Below are 14,537 nucleotides of genomic sequence, written 5' to 3' on the forward strand. Positions count from 1 at the left end.
GGCGCTCCGCGCCCGTGGCCACCGGCCCCCTCTGGGACCCCGCCCCGTACCTGCGGCGTACCGGTCACCGTGCCCGCCCCTTCCTCGACCTCCTCGACCTCCTCGCCCGTGTCCCCGCACTCCCCGGCGATCCGCCCCGCACCGCCGACCTCGGCTGCGGCACCGGCCACGTCACCGCGCTGCTCGCCGAGCGCCGGCCGCTCGCCCGCGTCGCCGGCTACGACCACTCGCCCGAGATGCTCGGTACGGCGGATGCCGGCCACGCGGGCCCCACCCCCGGCGGCGGCCGGATCGGCTTCGCCCGCGCCGACGTCCGCACCTGGGCGCCCGGGCCGGGCCGTACGACCTGATCGTCAGCAACGCAGCCCTGCACCGGATCCCCGGACACGCGGACCGGTTCGCGGACTGGATGGCGGGTCTCGCGCCCGGCGGCACCCTCGCCTTCCGTGATTCCCCGGAGCGGCTGCATGAATGTCCTAGTTCTTCCGGTGCCCGATCAGCCGGGGCTTCTGCTTCAGGCCGTCCAGGCCGTGCCAGGCCAGGTTGACCAGGTGCGCGGCCACCTCCGCCTTCTTCGGCTTGCGGACGTCCAGCCACCACTGGCCGGTCAGCGCCACCATCCCGACCAGCGCCTGTGCGTACAGCGGAGCCAGCTTCGAATCGAAGCCGCGGTTCTTGAACTCGCGGCCCAGGATGTCCTCCACCTGCGTGGCGATGTCCGAGATGAGGGAGGCGAAGGTGCCGGTCGACTGCGGGATCGGGGAGTCACGGACCAGGATGCGGAACCCGTCCGTGTACTCCTCGATGTAGTCCAGCAGGGCGAACGCCGCCTGCTCGCACAGCTCCCGCGGATGACCCGCGGTCAGCGAACCCGTCACCATGTCCAGCAGACGCCGCATCTCGCGGTCCACCACCACCGCGTACAGGCCCTCCTTGCCGCCGAAGTGCTCGTACACCACGGGCTTGGAGACCCCGGCCTTCGCCGCGATCTCCTCCACCGACGTGCCCTCGAAGCCCTTCTCGGCGAACAGGGTGCGGCCGATCTCCAGCAGTTGCTGACGGCGCTCCGCGCCGGTCATCCGGGTGCGGCGGGCACGCCGCGGCCTGTCATTGCTCGGGGTGCTGCTGGAGTCGGTCGCCACGGCGACCATCATGCCGCCTCGGCCGACTCCCGCCCGCGCCGGGAGCCGTCTTCCCCGGTGTCACGACGCGAATCGATACGCGAGCGTGACGGCCAGCGCACGTCGTACGCCCAGCCCAGCTTCTCGGACCAGCGGATCAGCCGGGCACTCGAATCGATCTGTCCCCGCTCCACACCGTGCCGCGCGGACGTCGGATCGGCGTGGTGCAGGTTGTGCCACGACTCGCCGCAGGACAGTACCGCCAGCCACCACACGTTGCCCGAACGGTCCCGCGACCTGAACGGCCGCTTGCCCACCGCATGGCAGATCGAGTTGATCGACCACGTCACATGGTGCAACAACGCCACCCGGACGAGTGACCCCCAGAAGAAGCCCGTGAACGCACCCCACCAGGACATCGTCACCAGACCGCCGATCAGCGCCGGCAGCGCCAGCGACACCCCCGCCCACAGCAGGAACTGGCGGGAGATCGCGCGCAGCGTCCGGTCCCTGATCAGATCCGGCGCGTACTTGTCCTGCGGAGTCTGCTCCTCGTCGAACATCCAGCCGAGATGAGCCCACCACAGGCCCTTCATCAGCGCCGGCAGCGACTCCCCGTACCGCCACGGCGAGTGCGGGTCGCCCTCCGCGTCCGAGAACTTGTGGTGCTTGCGGTGGTCCGCCACCCACCGCACCAGCGGTCCCTCCACCGCCATCGAACCCGCCACCGCCAGCGCGATCTTCAGCGGCCGCTTCGCCTTGAACGAACCATGCGTGAAATGACGGTGGAAACCGACGGTGATGCCGTGGCAGCCGAGGAAGTAGAAGAACACCAGCAGCCCGAGATCCAGCCAGCTCACCCCCCAGCCCCAGGCCAGCGGTACCGCCGCCAGCACCGCCAGGAACGGAACGATGATGAAGGCCAGCAGCGTGATCTGCTCGATCGAACGCTTGCGCTCCCCGCCCAGTGTGGCGGAAGGGACGGCTGCGGAACCGGCGCCGGCTCCGGGGCCGGAGGCGAGCGGCTCCTTCGAGGCTTCGTCAATGACGTCAGGACGTGAGGTCATACGTGTCCCCTGTGGGATATGAGGGCTGAGGGTGGTGCCGGGCCCCTGGAACCGAGCGGCACTTCCTACGGGACCGTAACCTACGGCATCGTAAGTATGGCAGTGCGCGGCCCGGCGGCAAGAGCCCACGAGCCTGCGCGTTCCGGCCGCCGCCTATCCTGGAAACCGGTCGGACAGCGCGGTCCGCTCTGAGTACCTACTTCCCGGATGTCCGGCCCGTATGCGGCGCCAGCCGCCCGGAGACGCCGTCCGGGCCCTCCAGACCAGCTTCAACACTGCAAGGAGCCGCACCTGTGAGCAGTGCCGACGACCAGGCCGTGTCCACGGCGACCACGAGCAGCGAACTGCGGGCCGACATCCGCCGACTGGGTGACCTCCTCGGAGAGACCCTCGTCCGCCAGGACGGCCCCGAACTCCTCGACCTCGTCGAGAAGGTCCGCCGACTGACCCGCGAGGACGGCGAGGCCGCAGCCGAACTGCTGCGCGGCACCGAACTCGACACCGCCGCCAAGCTGGTCCGCGCCTTCTCCACCTACTTCCACCTGGCGAACGTCACCGAGCAGGTGCACCGCGGCCGCGAACTGCGCGCCCGCCGCGCCACCGAAGGCGGACTGCTCGCCCGCACCGCCGACCGCCTCAAGGACGCCGATCCCGAGCATCTGAGCGAAACCGCGCGGCACCTCAACGTCCGCCCGGTCTTCACCGCCCACCCCACCGAGGCCGCACGCCGCTCCGTCCTCAACAAGCTGCGCCGCATCGCCGCCCTCCTCGACACCCCCGTCATCGAGAGCGACCGGCGCCGCCTCGACACCCGCCTGGCCGAGAACATCGACCTCGTCTGGCAGACCGACGAACTGCGCGTCGTCCGTCCCGAACCCGCCGACGAGGCCCGCAACGCCGTCTACTACCTCGACGAACTCCACGCCGGCGCCGTCGGCGACGTCCTCGAGGACCTCACCGCCGAACTCGCACGCGTCGGCGTCACCCTCCCCGACGACACCCGCCCCCTCACCTTCGGCACCTGGATCGGTGGCGACCGCGACGGCAACCCCAACGTCACCCCCCAGGTCACCTGGGACGTCCTCATCCTCCAGCACGAACACGGCATCAACGACGCCCTGGAGATGATCGACGAACTCCGCGGATTCCTCTCCAGCTCCATCCGCTACGCCGGTGCCACCGAGGAACTGCTGACCTCCCTGCAGGCCGACCTCGACAACCTCCCCGAGATCAGCCCCCGCTACAAGCGCCTCAACGCCGAGGAGCCCTACCGGCTCAAGGCCACCTGCATCCGCCAGAAGCTCGAGAACACCAAGCAGCGCCTCGCGCAGGACACCCCCCACCAGCCCGGCCGTGACTACCTCGGCACCGGCCAGCTCCTCGCCGACCTGCGGATCATCCAGGCCTCCCTGCGCGAACACCGCGGCGGCCTCTTCGCCGACGGCCGCCTCGCCCGCACCATCCGTACCCTCGCCGCCTTCGGCCTCCAGCTCGCCACCCTCGACCTGCGCGAACACGCCGACGCCCACCACCACGCCCTCGGCCAGCTGTTCGACCGGCTCGGCGAGGAATCCTGGCGCTACACCGACATGCCCCGCGAGTACCGCACCAAGCTCCTCGCCAGGGAACTCCGCTCGCGCAGGCCCCTCGCCCCCACCCCCGCACCCGTCGACGCGGCCGGCGAGAAGACCCTCGGTGTCTTCCAGACCGCCAAGCGCGCCCTCGAGATCTTCGGTCCCGAAGTCATCGAGTCCTACATCATCTCCATGTGCCAGGGCGCCGACGACGTCTTCGCCGCCGCCCTCCTCGCACGGGAGGCCGGACTGATCGACCTCCACGCCGGCTGGGCGAAGGTCGGCATCGTCCCCCTCCTGGAGACGACGGACGAACTCAAGGCCGCCGACACCATCCTCGAGGACATGCTCTCCGACCCGTCCTACCGGCGCCTCGTCGCGCTGCGGGACGACGTCCAGGAAGTGATGCTCGGCTACTCCGACTCCTCCAAGTTCGGCGGTATCACCACCAGCCAGTGGGAGATCCACCGCGCCCAGCGCCGGCTGCGCGACGTCGCCCACCGCTACGGCGTACGCCTGCGCCTCTTCCACGGCCGCGGCGGCACCGTCGGCCGCGGCGGCGGCCCCACCCACGACGCCATCCTCGCCCAGCCCTGGGGCACCCTCGAAGGCGAGATCAAGGTCACCGAACAGGGCGAGGTCATCTCCGACAAGTACCTCATCCCGGCACTCGCCCGGGAGAACCTGGAGCTGTCCGTCGCCGCCACCCTCCAGGCGTCCGCCCTGCACACCGCACCCCGCCAGTCCGACGAGGCACTCGCCCGCTGGGACGCCGCCATGGACGTCGTCTCCGACGCCGCCCACGACGCCTACCGCAAGCTCGTCGAGGACCCCGACCTGCCGACGTACTTCCTGGCCTCCACGCCGGTCGACCAGCTCGCCGACCTGCACCTGGGCTCACGGCCCTCCCGCCGCCCCGGCTCCGGCGTCTCGCTCGACGGACTGCGCGCCATCCCCTGGGTGTTCGGCTGGACCCAGTCCCGCCAGATCGTCCCCGGCTGGTACGGCGTCGGCTCCGGCCTCAAGGCCCTGCGCGAGGCCGGCCTCGACACCGTGCTCGACGAGATGCACGAGCAGTGGCACTTCTTCCGCAACTTCATCTCCAACGTCGAGATGACCCTCGCCAAGACCGACCTCAGGATCGCCCAGCACTACGTCGACACCCTCGTCCCCGACGAGCTGGGCCACGTCTTCGACGCGATCAGGGCCGAGCACGAGCTCACCGTCGCCGAAGTCCTCCGCGTCACCGGCGAGCCCGGACTCCTGGACGGCACACCGGCCCTCAAGCAGACCCTCACCATCCGCGACGCCTACCTCGACCCCATCTCCTACCTCCAGGTCGCCCTCCTCAAGCGCCAGCGCGACGCGGCCGCCGCCGGTGACCCGGCCGACCCGCTGCTCGCCCGCGCCCTGCTGCTGACCGTCAACGGTGTGGCGGCGGGCCTGCGCAACACCGGCTGACCCCGGCGACACGACACAGCCGACAAGGCGGCACGACGGAGGTGCCCCCGGGCCGTACGGCCCGGGGGCACCTCCGTGTTCCTCACACCACCAGGAACGCCGCCGTCACCAGTGACACCCCCGACAACCCCATCACCCACGCCACCCGCGTCCGCAGCAACCCGCCCGCCACCACCACCGACGCCAGCATCAGCGCCCCGCCCAGCGGCACCCACGCGTGGAGAACCCCCGCGGAACCGGAACGGACCACCTCGTTGCCGTCCGGCTTCACGACGACGGTGTACGTCCGCCCCTCCGCCACGGCCGCGTTGTTCTCCAGAACGACCTCGGCCCGCGGCTGCGACCCCGGCGACGACGGCGTGTACGCCCCCGTACAGGTCCGCCCACCGCAGGACGTCACCGCGACCGTGCCCTGCTCGCGCCCCTTCGTCAGCATCGCGTACTGCGCCGTACCCCACGACCCCCACACACCCGCGACCAGGATCAGCACGGCGACCGTGCCCATCACCGCGAACCGGCCGAAGCGCAGCGCGGCGGACGGACCCCGGGAGGACGAGACGGCAGAAGGCATGGCCGAGATCCTTGGCCATGCCCTTGCGGTCGGTCAACTCCGTGCGGGGTCCGCACACGCGCACATCAGCGCGGCGTGAGGGCCAGCAACTTCGCGATCCACTCGTCGAAATGGGGACAGGCGGCTCGCAGAGCGGCCAGACCCAGGTCCATCACCGCCACCGGGCCGTCCTGTGTTTTCACATACCTCGGGTACAGCTTGAGGATCCGCTTGGAGGGAGCTGTCTCGGGCTTGTCGTTCACCTTCTCGGGTCCCCCGGCCTTGTCGGCCTGGCGCTTGAGCTCATGGGCCAGAGCCGGGTCGTCGGCCCAGTCCCCGAGCTGTTCCGCCGCCGCGAAGACCCAGGTCTCCGTCTCGTGCAGGACGACATGGGGAAGAAAACGAGGATGGCCGACGTGTTCCGCGAGGCGCCGCTCGACATGCGTCACCTTGCCCACGGGCGAGCCGCCCGGCCGGTCCGACATCCCCGGACTGTCCTGAGGGAGGCCGTAGTAATCAAGAAGCGTGGTGACCGCTGCCCAATGAGTGCCGGCCAGTAACTTGCGCAGGTCTCTCTCGATCTTCGCCCACTTGCTGACCCCGCCCTTGCCCGCTGCACCGCCCGCCGGCATCCGGGTCATCAGGATGGTCGGCACCAGGCAGATGCCGTACTCCGCCAGTTCGGGCGCGAGGAAGTCGTTGACCATGTTCTCCTCGGTCTGACCCTCGCACAGCACCCCCACCATGATCATTCCGGGCGGCCCCGCAACGGCAGTTCCGGCGAGGGCCTGCCACCGAGTACGTTCTTCTCCCACAGCTCCCCGAGGGAGTAGTCCTCCAGCCATCCCTGGAGTTCCTCGGGATCCGGACGCCGTAGCTCCGTCGCTCCGTCCTCGCGCTCCACCACCACGATGTCGTCGAGTGAGAACTGGTTCAGCAGGGTCACGGACTGTGTGGCGATCACAATCTGACTGCGTACGGCGGCCGACCGGAGCATGTCCGCCAGCTGGACGATTGCGTAGGGGTGCAGCCCGAGTTCCGGCTCGTCGAGTGTGAAGAGGGCCGGCGGGTCGGGCTGGAGGAGCAGGACGCACAGGCAGATGTAGCGCAAGGTGCCGTCCGAGAGCGCCTCCGCGGGAAACACTGCGTCGACCCCCTCCTGCATCCAGCGCAGGCGGATCCTCCCGCCCGGCTCCTCCTTCAGCAGGAAGTCCCGGAAGAACGGCGCCACGGACTTGATGGCCCGCACAATGCGCCGATAGGACTTGGGTTCACCCTCGCGCAGCCGCAACAGGAAGGCCGCAAGGTTCGCCGCGTCCGGGCGCAGCGCCTCGTTGTCCGCCTCGTACCCGAACTGCTTGACCGGCGCCTCACGACTGGTGTCCTGGAAGTGGAAGACACGGCAGCCGGCGAGGATGTGCCGCACCGGGCCCGCCAGGCGGGAGAGCTGCTCCTCCTCCTTCTGCCGCAGCAGTGATTCGCGGTGTCCACGGCCGAAGCTCTCCTCCATCGGGAGACCGGGACCCGGCTCGTGGAAGTGCCCCTTCTCCTCGGCGAAGACGAAGTTGTCGTTCGCCGCAGGGACGAGGTGCGCCTCATACCGATACGGGGGAGCACAGACCTTGAGCCGGATGCCTTTCCCGGTGCCGCGTCCCGCGAACTGCAGGGCCTGGGCGCCACCGTGGATGCCCGCCTGGAGCGCCAGGTCGCCGTCCGCCATCCACCCCAGCAGTTCGAGTGCGCCGACGACGTTGCTCTTGCCCGCACCGTTGGCACCGACCAGTACGGTCACGCCCTCGCCCAGCTTCAGCGTGCTGGATCGGATGGAGGCGTATCCCTCTACGGTCACCTCTGAGAGCTTGTACGACGGCATGGCCCCAACCCTAGGTCAGGGCCCCGGGCGGATGAGGGGCAGAGCGCCAACAGATGATCTGTTGCGGTCGTTCGTCCACAGCCGACCGGGGCATACTTCTGGCCCGTCGGGCATGGTCGATAGGCTGGACCACCTGCTGTGATCCGGCCACCGGCAGGGAAACAGACGAGACAGCGAGATACGGAAAGGGGCGTCGCGGTCATGCGAGACGGCAGGTGGACCACTGTCACCGAGTCGCAGTTCCAGCACGAGCGCAGCGGACTGCTGTATCTCAAGGAGAGGCTCCCGGACACCGAGCCCTACCGCGCCTGGTCGAACTTCACCTTCACCGCCCACAGCGGCCACGTCCGCGAGGTCGACCTGCTGGTCGCCGCTCCGGCCGGTCTCTTCCTGGTGGAACTGAAGAACTGGCAGGGCACGGTCACCTCCTCGGGAGCGAGCTGGGTGCAGACCCTCCCCGGCGACCGCACCCGCCTCCACCGCAACCCCCGCCACCTCGCCAACCAGAAGGCGAAGGAGCTCAAGGGCCTGCTCAGGGACGCCCTGCGGAAGACCGACCCCCGGCGTCACGTCCCCTACATCCAGGAACTGATCTTCTTCACCGACCCCGGTCTGCGCATCCGGCTCGCGCCCAGCGACCTGGCGGGCGTCTTCGGCAAAGCCGGGCACAGCGGGCTGGGCGACGTCCTCGCCGAACTCCAGCGTCCCGCGCGTGACGTCAAGTCGGGCGTCGACCGCGAGTTCTCCCGCGGGCTGGGCAAGCTCCTGGCCGAGGTCGGCATCGGCCGTTCCGATGCCGAGTTCCACGTCGGCACCTACCGCCTGGACCGCACCCCTTTCGACACCGGGCCGAACTGGGCCGACTACCTCGGCCGTCACGACTCCCTGAGCAAGACCCGCCGCGTACGCATCTACCTGCGCGAACGCGGAGCGGACCGGCAGGCCCGCGAGTCCATCAGCCACACCGCCGAGCGCGAGGCACGCGCACTGGAAGGCCTCAGACACCCGGGCCTGGTCGCCCTGGAGAACTTCGACGAGAACGGCCACAGCGCCGGCCCCGCCCTGCTGTACGCCTACGACCCGCGCACGCTCCGCCTGGACGACTACCTCCTCCAGTACGGCGCGAAGCTGGACGCCCAGGCACGGGCCGCCCTCCTGCGCCGCCTGGCCGAGACCGTCCACTACGCGCACCGCCACCTCCTCTTCCACCGCGCCCTGCACGCCCGCGCCGTCCACGTGCTGCCCGGCCCGCGCACCGGAACCGGCAGCGACGAGGACCGCTGGCTCAACCCGGTTCTCCAGATCGCCGAATGGCAGACGGCGGTCCGCCATCCCCGCCCCCAGGGTGTCGCGGGAGGCTCCGGCTCCTCCCTGAGCAGCGGACACGAGATCATCCCGTCGAACAACCTCGCCGCGTACGTCTCCGAGGCCGCCGACCCCTATCTCGCCCCCGAGGTGACCGCGAAGTCCCCGGACCCCACCGCCCTCGACGTCTTCGGGCTGGGCGTACTCGGCTATCTGATCTTCACCGGCAAACCCTCCGCGAGCAGCCAGGCGGAACTGGGCGCCAGGCTCGAACAGGGACGCGGGCTCGTGCCCTCCGCCGTGGCCGACGGCCTGACCAAGGACGTCGACCAGATCATCCTGGACGCCACGGCCTTCGACCCGCACCGCCGCGGAGTTCCTGGAGTGGCTCGACGTCGTCGAACAGGGACTCAGGCCCGCGAGGCCCGAGCCGCAACCGACCCCGGAAACCCCGGGCGAGGAGGGCGACCCGCTGGAGGCCGCCCCGGGCGACGTCGTCGGCCGCCGCTTCCGCATCAAGCGCAGCCTGGGCCAGGGCTCCACCTCCCGCGCCCTGCTCGCCGAGGACCTCGAACGCGACAAGGCGCCGGTCGTCCTCAAGATCGCCCGCAAGGACAAGTACGCCGAGGCGCTGCGCCGCGAGGCCGACGTCCTGTCCAAGCTGCGCAACGACTCCAAGGTCATCCACCCGGCCCTGTCCGAGCCGATCCGCATCGGCCCGCGCACCGTCCTCGTCCTCGACCACGCCGGCGACCGCACCGTCGCCCGCCAGCTGCGCGAGCGGGGCCCGCTCCTCACCGACCAGCTGGAGACCTACTCCACCTACCTCTTCGCCGCCGTCGACTTCCTCGACGGCGAAGGCGTGTGGCACCGCGACCTCAAGCCCGACAACATCGCCATCCGGGTCCGCCCCAACGGCACCCGGCAACTGGTCCTCTTCGACTTCTCCCTCGCCGGCCTCGACGTGGACGCCGTCCGGGCCGGCACCGAGGGCTACCTCGACCCGTTCGTCGAGAACATCACCCGGGGCCGATACGACGCCCATGCCGAGTGGTACGCCCTGGCCGTCACCCTCCACGAGATGGCCTCCGGGGAACTGCCCCAGTGGGGCGACGGCTCCGTCCTCGCGCGCCAGACCGACCCCAAGAAGTGGCCCCACCCCAGGATGGGTGTGGCTCTGTCTGAGTGAGATCCCGAGTCAGGCTTGAAGTGCGTATATGTGCTGGTCGGGTAAGGGATGGAGTCGTTCGTGCTCCTTCCGCGTGTGGAAGATCCAGTAGTCGGGGAAGTCGCCGTTGCTGATGACGGCGCGGAGGGTGAGGACGGCTTCGGCGCCGGGGACGGTCCACCTGCTGCCGGTGATGTCGAGTCTGTCGGCGACCAGATGGCGGGCTGCTCCTTCGACGGCGCCGCTGGCGATCGGCCAGCCGGCGGCCAGGGCCTGGTCGTAGTGGACGAAGTCGGCGTTGTTGTCCAGGTATCGGCAGGCTTTGTCCGCGGCGGCGCGCTGGTCGTCGCTGAGGTGGTGGCGGTCGGCTTCGGCGCGGATGTCGTGGGCGGCGCCGGGGGCGTCGCCGGCCAGGATCCGGGCGGCCTTGCTGCCGACCCAGTCCTCGGTGGCGGGATCGGTGGCGGTGTGGAAACAGCGAGCGGCTGCCCACAGCTTCTCGATCACGTGGACGATGTCGAGGACGATGTGGATCGTGACATTGCGGCGGGCGGCCTCGGCCTGGATCAGCTCCCGCTGGTGGGTGGCGCCGTCGATCAGTACGACCCAGGTCCGCCTGTGCTCGGGGTCGCGGGCTTCGGCCTGGTCGAACGCGGCGGCGATGACGGTTTCGGCGTCCTCGCGGACGGAGGCGGTGAGCCATTTCGCCCGCGCGGTGGGTCCTTTGCGGACGGTGCGGTGGCCGGTGCGGCCGCCGGGCGGGGCGATGACGTCGTGCGGGCGGCGGACGGCAGGCTCGGCGTCGTGGACGACGGCGAGGGTGGCCATCCTTTTGCGGCAGGACTTCTCCCCGGCCGCGAGCCGGGTGCGGAAGGTGCGCCGGGCCCTGGCGGCGGCCTTCGCGGTGGCCTCGCGCAGGTGGCCCGGGCGCATCACGATTCCCTTCTGGTCGACACTGAGCACCAGCAGCGTCCCGGCCGGGGCCGGCGCGGGGGTGCGGGCCGTATAGAACGCGGCGACGTCCACGGCCGCGGCCCGCACCAGATCCTCCACCTGGCGTTTGCCCACCACCCGGCCCCCGCAGCCGCGGTCGATCGCTTCCAGCGCGGTGTCGTAGGAACTACGGACCGCTTCGAGGACCGCGAGGCGGCGCAGTCCCAGACTGTGCCGGCCGTGGGGCAGGCCCAGCATGGCGTCGGCGGGGTAGAGGTTGGTCATGCCCGCGCCGCGCAGGGCGCACCGGGTCACGGTCACCGGCCCCAGCACGGTGGCCAGTTGCCGCCGGTGGCCCTTCTCCAGCCGGCTCCGGCCGCCGGCGAGCGCAGCCCGCTCCCGCGGACCGAGGGCGGACAGGTGGTCCTCTTCGTGGCGGGCCCGCCACTGGAGATGGGCCTGCAGGAGCAGTCGCCCCAGCTCCCGGGAGCCCGCTTCGACGTCGGCCTCCACCTGTTCATGCGTCGCGGTGAGTGCTTCAGGGCCGGAGAGGCGGGTGGTCAGCAAAGTGAGGGAAGAAAACACGCGGGCAAAGGGGTCAGCCGCCGCGGCCGTTTCATACGCTGCGTTCATCGGGCTCTCGTCCTCGGACAGTGGCGAATTCGGTTGGCACCATCGACGCTAGGGACGAGAGCCCGGCCCCACACCGGCGCGACGCCGCCCGTCGGCCGCGGCTTCCCGCTCCGGCGCACCCGCTCCCGCCCTCCGCGCGCCGCCCCACGCGAACAGGCCCGGCTCGTCCTCGGCCAGCCAGCCCCGCTCCACCAGCCGTTTCAGCTTCGAACGGAACCCCTCCACCTTGTTCTTGTCCGTCGACAACCCCAGCGCGGCGCACAGATGATGCGCCCGCATCGGATGCACCGCGTCCTGCAACACCTCGACGACGTCCCGGTACGAGCGCGGCAGCACATCCGCCTCAAGCCCCGGCTCCCACTGCGGCACCAGCCGCACCCCGACCGGCGATCCCGCCCCGCTCCCCTCCACCGGCACTTCCCCCGCGGCCTCGTCCACGGACACCCTCACCGCCCCGTCGCCGGACAGGATCTCCGTCATCGTCTCCCGGGTGATCTCCAGCCGGGACAGCCTCTCCTCCCGGTCAGCAACTCGCCTGGTCAACTCTGCGATCTGGGAGCGCAGTTCGGCGATTTCCTCCCGCGCGGCAGCCTCCCGCCGATCGAGCTCCTCCAGCCACGACACCATCGCCGCCTCCAAGACCACGTCTCAGGACACGACGATCCGCCGTCCGCGCACGAACGGCAACGGCGCACGGCATCACCAGCTCACTGAAGAAGAGCCGCACCCCCCCAGGATCGCCTCCGAGGCCTTCGACTCGGCCCTCCGGGACGGCCTCACCGAGTTCTTCGAGTGTGCCCTGCACCGCGACCACCGCAAGCGGTTCCCCGACCTGAAGGAGATGCAGCGCGCCTGGCAGCGCGTCTTCGCCGGGCCGCGGCTGGACGACGTGACCGTGTCGATCGAGGACCGCGAGGAGTGGATCACCCTCAATCACGCGTGGGTCGTCAACGACCCGGGGGAGGAGCAGGCGGCCTGACGCGTGGCCGGCCGCCTGCTCGTCCTCTCCCGCTTCTCCGCTTTCCCCGCTCAGATTCGCCCCGCCGGGTCCGGCGGGAGGGCCCGGCTCTGGGCATTGGCGGCGGCCACGGAGGCGTGCAGCCGCTCGGCGGGGGAGGCGGGTCGGACCTGTGCCGGGTCCGCGTCCCACTCCCGGCCGCCGCCGACCGGCCGTAGCTGGAGGTAGGGGCCGACGTGGTCCATGACGATCCCGGCCCGGCCTGTGTACTCCTCGATGACGATCGTTCCGGCGGGTGGTGAGGGCGGGGTGGTTGTGTGCGGGTTCGGGAGGGGGCCGGGTGGGGGTGCGGTCACCGGTTCGTGCCGCTGTCGGTTCGGTTGTCGTCAGCGCTGCTCGGGCGAGCCGTTGCCTTGAGCACGTCTGCCGCGTTGGTGAGCACGGCGGTCAGGCGATGGGCCGTGGACAGATTCACCCGGCCCAGCTCCAGGAGCGGACGGTGCACGGTGGACGTCGTGCAGGACGCCAACTCCGGCCCGAGAGACGGCAGGATGATGCCATGCAGGGCGAGGGCGGCGCTGAGCTCGTCGGAGACGGCGAGCGCGGAGGCGAGGGGGTTGTCCGGGAACGGATAGGCGAACGGGACGGTCGGGTTCGTGCGTTCGGTTCGGGTGGGGGAGGGGTGATTGCTGCTGTTCATGCTCACAGCATGCTCTTGTGGGACTACGCTCGGTAGAGGTCGCGTGCCAGCAACGCGGTTGCGGGCAGTGAGCGGCACTTGGCCCCGCGGAACCGGCGGGCGCGCACAGAGAACATCGCAAGGGGGCACCGCCGATGGCAGGCCGACAGAACCGCAACCAGGACCTGGACCCGTACGCTTCGCCGCGAACCTTCTTCGGCAGCGAACTCCGGCGGGTCCGAGAGGCCGCCGGCCTCTCGCAGGACCAGCTCGGTGAGCGGGTGTTCTGCTCGGGTACGTACATCGGCCAGTTCGAGTCTGCGACGAGGCGTCCGCAGCCGGACCTGTCCCGGCTCCTCGACGACGTCCTGGGCACCGGCGAGCACTTCCAGCGACTGTGCGAACTGGCCCGCAAGTCCAAGCACGCCGACTACTTCGCGGACGCGGCGGAGCTGGAGACACGGGCCAAGACGATCAGCGAGTACGCGCCGATGCTGGTGCCGGGGTTGTTGCAGACGGAGGGGTACGCGCGGGCGTTGACGCGGGCCACGCTGCCTTACGCGTCAGAGGATGAGGTGGAGGGGTACGTACGCGCCCGAGTCGAGCGTCAACGGATTTTGGACGATTCCGCAGGACCTCTGCTGTGGGAGATCGTTCACGAGGCAGCCCTGCGTGTGCCAGTTGGAGGAACGGACGTCATGGCTGAGCAGTTGGCCTGGCTTGCGAAGCTCGCTGGTACCCGTGGCGTGTTGATCCAGGTCCATCCATACGAGGCGGGGCCTCACACCTTCATGATGGGGGTGGTGTCTCTCATGACCTTCAGGGGCGCACCACCCGTTGCCTACGTAGAGGGCCCACACAGTGGCCAACTCATTGACGACCTGGCACTGGTTGAGCGATACCAAACGTCATACGATCTGGCCAGGGCCGCCGCATTGCCGCCGGGGGCGTCTCTCACTTTGATCGAATCGGTGGCGGAGGACTTGTCGAAACCATGACCACCCCGCTCGACCTGAGTAACGCGGTATGGCGCAAGTCGTCATACACCAACGGTGAAGGGGGCAACTGCGTCGAGATCGCAGAAGGCTTCCCTGGCTTGATGCCTGTCCGTGACAGCAAGCGCCCTCAAGGGCCAGCCATCCTCTTCGAGGTCGAGGGCTGGGCGTCCTTCGTGTCAGCTGTCAAGAAGGGGATGGTCGGTCCTCACTGACTCAT

The 14,537-nt window shown here is 70.0% G+C and carries 13 protein-coding genes and 4 pseudogenes; 7 read left to right on the forward strand and 10 right to left on the reverse strand.

What is annotated here, in order from left to right; genetic code table 11:
• Positions 1–14: 14 nt before the first annotated feature.
• Positions 15–448, forward strand: a pseudogene (locus tag HUV60_RS19990) (methyltransferase domain-containing protein); the annotation flags it as partial.
• Between the two features lie 28 nt (positions 449–476).
• Here HUV60_RS19990 and HUV60_RS19995 read toward each other — a convergent pair.
• Together HUV60_RS19995 and HUV60_RS20000 are read right to left on the reverse strand one after the other, a co-directional pair.
• A complete protein-coding gene (locus tag HUV60_RS19995; protein WP_257848625.1) occupies positions 477–1,154 on the reverse strand; it encodes a TetR/AcrR family transcriptional regulator in 678 nt (225 codons plus the stop codon).
• Entirely contained in the window at positions 1,151–2,188 is a 1,038-nt protein-coding gene (locus HUV60_RS20000) for an acyl-CoA desaturase (RefSeq protein WP_257848626.1), read from the reverse strand. Before HUV60_RS20000 ends, HUV60_RS19995 begins: the two co-directional genes overlap by 4 nt.
• 293 nt (positions 2,189–2,481) lie before the next feature.
• Between HUV60_RS20000 and ppc the strand changes: the two genes are divergently transcribed.
• Positions 2,482–5,223, forward strand: coding sequence for a phosphoenolpyruvate carboxylase (gene ppc, locus HUV60_RS20005; RefSeq protein ID WP_257848627.1), 2,742 nt, complete (start codon positions 2,482–2,484; stop codon positions 5,221–5,223).
• A gap of 82 nt (positions 5,224–5,305) precedes the next feature.
• Here the strand turns inward: ppc and HUV60_RS20010 are convergent, their stop codons facing one another.
• The 3 genes from HUV60_RS20010 to HUV60_RS20020 form a co-directional block, all read right to left on the reverse strand.
• On the reverse strand, positions 5,306–5,794 hold the full coding sequence (locus HUV60_RS20010) for a hypothetical protein (RefSeq protein ID WP_257848628.1): 489 nt from the start codon (positions 5,792–5,794) through the stop codon (positions 5,306–5,308).
• A 65-nt stretch (positions 5,795–5,859) separates the two neighbouring features.
• Positions 5,860–6,519 carry a DUF4276 family protein gene (locus HUV60_RS20015; RefSeq protein WP_257848629.1) on the reverse strand — a complete coding sequence of 220 codons (660 nt, stop codon included), beginning with the start codon at positions 6,517–6,519 and terminating at the stop codon, positions 5,860–5,862.
• Positions 6,520–6,521: 2 nt separating this feature from the next.
• Positions 6,522–7,622: an AAA family ATPase gene (locus HUV60_RS20020; RefSeq protein WP_256082546.1), complete on the reverse strand. Its 1,101-nt coding sequence runs from the start codon at positions 7,620–7,622 to the stop codon at positions 6,522–6,524.
• 225 nt (positions 7,623–7,847) lie between these two features.
• On the opposite strand from HUV60_RS20020, the pseudogene HUV60_RS33975 reads away from it, so the two are divergent.
• Together HUV60_RS33975 and HUV60_RS20030 are read left to right on the forward strand one after the other, a co-directional pair.
• Positions 7,848–8,189: pseudogene (locus tag HUV60_RS33975) on the forward strand (NERD domain-containing protein); the annotation flags it as partial.
• Positions 8,190–9,504: 1,315 nt separating this feature from the next.
• Positions 9,505–10,140 (forward strand): protein kinase domain-containing protein, encoded by a 636-nt coding sequence (locus HUV60_RS20030; RefSeq protein ID WP_257850171.1) that lies wholly within the window; start codon positions 9,505–9,507, stop codon positions 10,138–10,140.
• 9 nt (positions 10,141–10,149) lie between these two features.
• Here HUV60_RS20030 and HUV60_RS20035 read toward each other — a convergent pair whose 3' ends face one another.
• Together HUV60_RS20035 and HUV60_RS20040 are read right to left on the reverse strand one after the other, a co-directional pair.
• Complete coding sequence (locus HUV60_RS20035) at positions 10,150–11,685, reverse strand: ISKra4 family transposase (RefSeq protein ID WP_257848170.1); 1,536 nt, start codon at positions 11,683–11,685, stop codon at positions 10,150–10,152.
• Positions 11,686–11,733: 48 nt separating this feature from the next.
• The gene (locus tag HUV60_RS20040) at positions 11,734–12,165 is read right to left on the reverse strand and encodes a hypothetical protein (protein WP_257848631.1); all 432 of its coding nucleotides are present in this window, start codon (positions 12,163–12,165) and stop codon (positions 11,734–11,736) included.
• A 10-nt stretch (positions 12,166–12,175) separates the two neighbouring features.
• Between HUV60_RS20040 and HUV60_RS20045 the strand changes: the two genes are divergently transcribed.
• The gene (locus HUV60_RS20045) at positions 12,176–12,664 is read left to right on the forward strand and encodes a hypothetical protein (protein ID WP_257848632.1); all 489 of its coding nucleotides are present in this window, start codon (positions 12,176–12,178) and stop codon (positions 12,662–12,664) included.
• 50 nt (positions 12,665–12,714) lie between these two features.
• Here the strand turns inward: HUV60_RS20045 and HUV60_RS20050 are convergent, their stop codons facing one another.
• Positions 12,715–12,927, reverse strand: a complete 213-nt coding sequence (locus HUV60_RS20050; RefSeq protein ID WP_370626676.1) for a hypothetical protein — start codon at positions 12,925–12,927, stop codon at positions 12,715–12,717.
• A 68-nt stretch (positions 12,928–12,995) separates the two neighbouring features.
• Positions 12,996–13,343, reverse strand: coding sequence for a hypothetical protein (locus HUV60_RS33595; RefSeq protein WP_331462007.1), 348 nt, complete (start codon positions 13,341–13,343; stop codon positions 12,996–12,998).
• 134 nt (positions 13,344–13,477) lie between these two features.
• Between HUV60_RS33595 and HUV60_RS20060 the strand changes: the two are divergent.
• Positions 13,478–14,230: pseudogene (locus HUV60_RS20060) on the forward strand (helix-turn-helix domain-containing protein); the annotation flags it as partial.
• Here HUV60_RS20060 and HUV60_RS33980 read toward each other — a convergent pair.
• Positions 14,231–14,413: pseudogene (locus tag HUV60_RS33980) on the reverse strand (hypothetical protein); the annotation flags it as partial. It abuts the pseudogene before it with no gap.
• Here HUV60_RS33980 and HUV60_RS20065 point away from each other — a divergent pair.
• Positions 14,335–14,532 (forward strand): DUF397 domain-containing protein, encoded by a 198-nt coding sequence (locus HUV60_RS20065; RefSeq protein ID WP_443047534.1) that lies wholly within the window; start codon positions 14,335–14,337, stop codon positions 14,530–14,532. The pseudogene HUV60_RS33980 and the gene HUV60_RS20065 overlap by 79 nt on opposite strands.
• The last annotated feature ends 5 nt before the right edge of the window (positions 14,533–14,537 follow it).

The sequence above is a fragment of the Streptomyces sp. KMM 9044 genome (genome assembly GCF_024701375.2).
Taxonomy (GTDB): Bacteria; Actinomycetota; Actinomycetes; order Streptomycetales; family Streptomycetaceae; genus Streptomyces.

Excerpts from the sequence above, each read along its gene's own strand:
- HUV60_RS20010 (WP_257848628.1), bottom strand. The coding sequence starts at position 5,794 with ATGCCTTCTGCCGTCTCGTCCTCCCGGGGTCCGTCCGCCGCGCTGCGC.
- HUV60_RS20000 (WP_257848626.1), bottom strand. The coding sequence starts at position 2,188 with ATGACCTCACGTCCTGACGTCATTGACGAAGCCTCGAAGGAGCCGCTC.
- HUV60_RS20040 (WP_257848631.1), bottom strand. The coding sequence starts at position 12,165 with ATGACGGAGATCCTGTCCGGCGACGGGGCGGTGAGGGTGTCCGTGGAC.
- HUV60_RS20035 (WP_257848170.1), bottom strand. The coding sequence starts at position 11,685 with ATGAACGCAGCGTATGAAACGGCCGCGGCGGCTGACCCCTTTGCCCGC.
- HUV60_RS19995 (WP_257848625.1), bottom strand. The coding sequence starts at position 1,154 with ATGATGGTCGCCGTGGCGACCGACTCCAGCAGCACCCCGAGCAATGAC.
- HUV60_RS33595 (WP_331462007.1), bottom strand. The coding sequence starts at position 13,343 with ATGAACAGCAGCAATCACCCCTCCCCCACCCGAACCGAACGCACGAAC.
- HUV60_RS20015 (WP_257848629.1), bottom strand. The coding sequence starts at position 6,519 with ATGGTGGGGGTGCTGTGCGAGGGTCAGACCGAGGAGAACATGGTCAAC.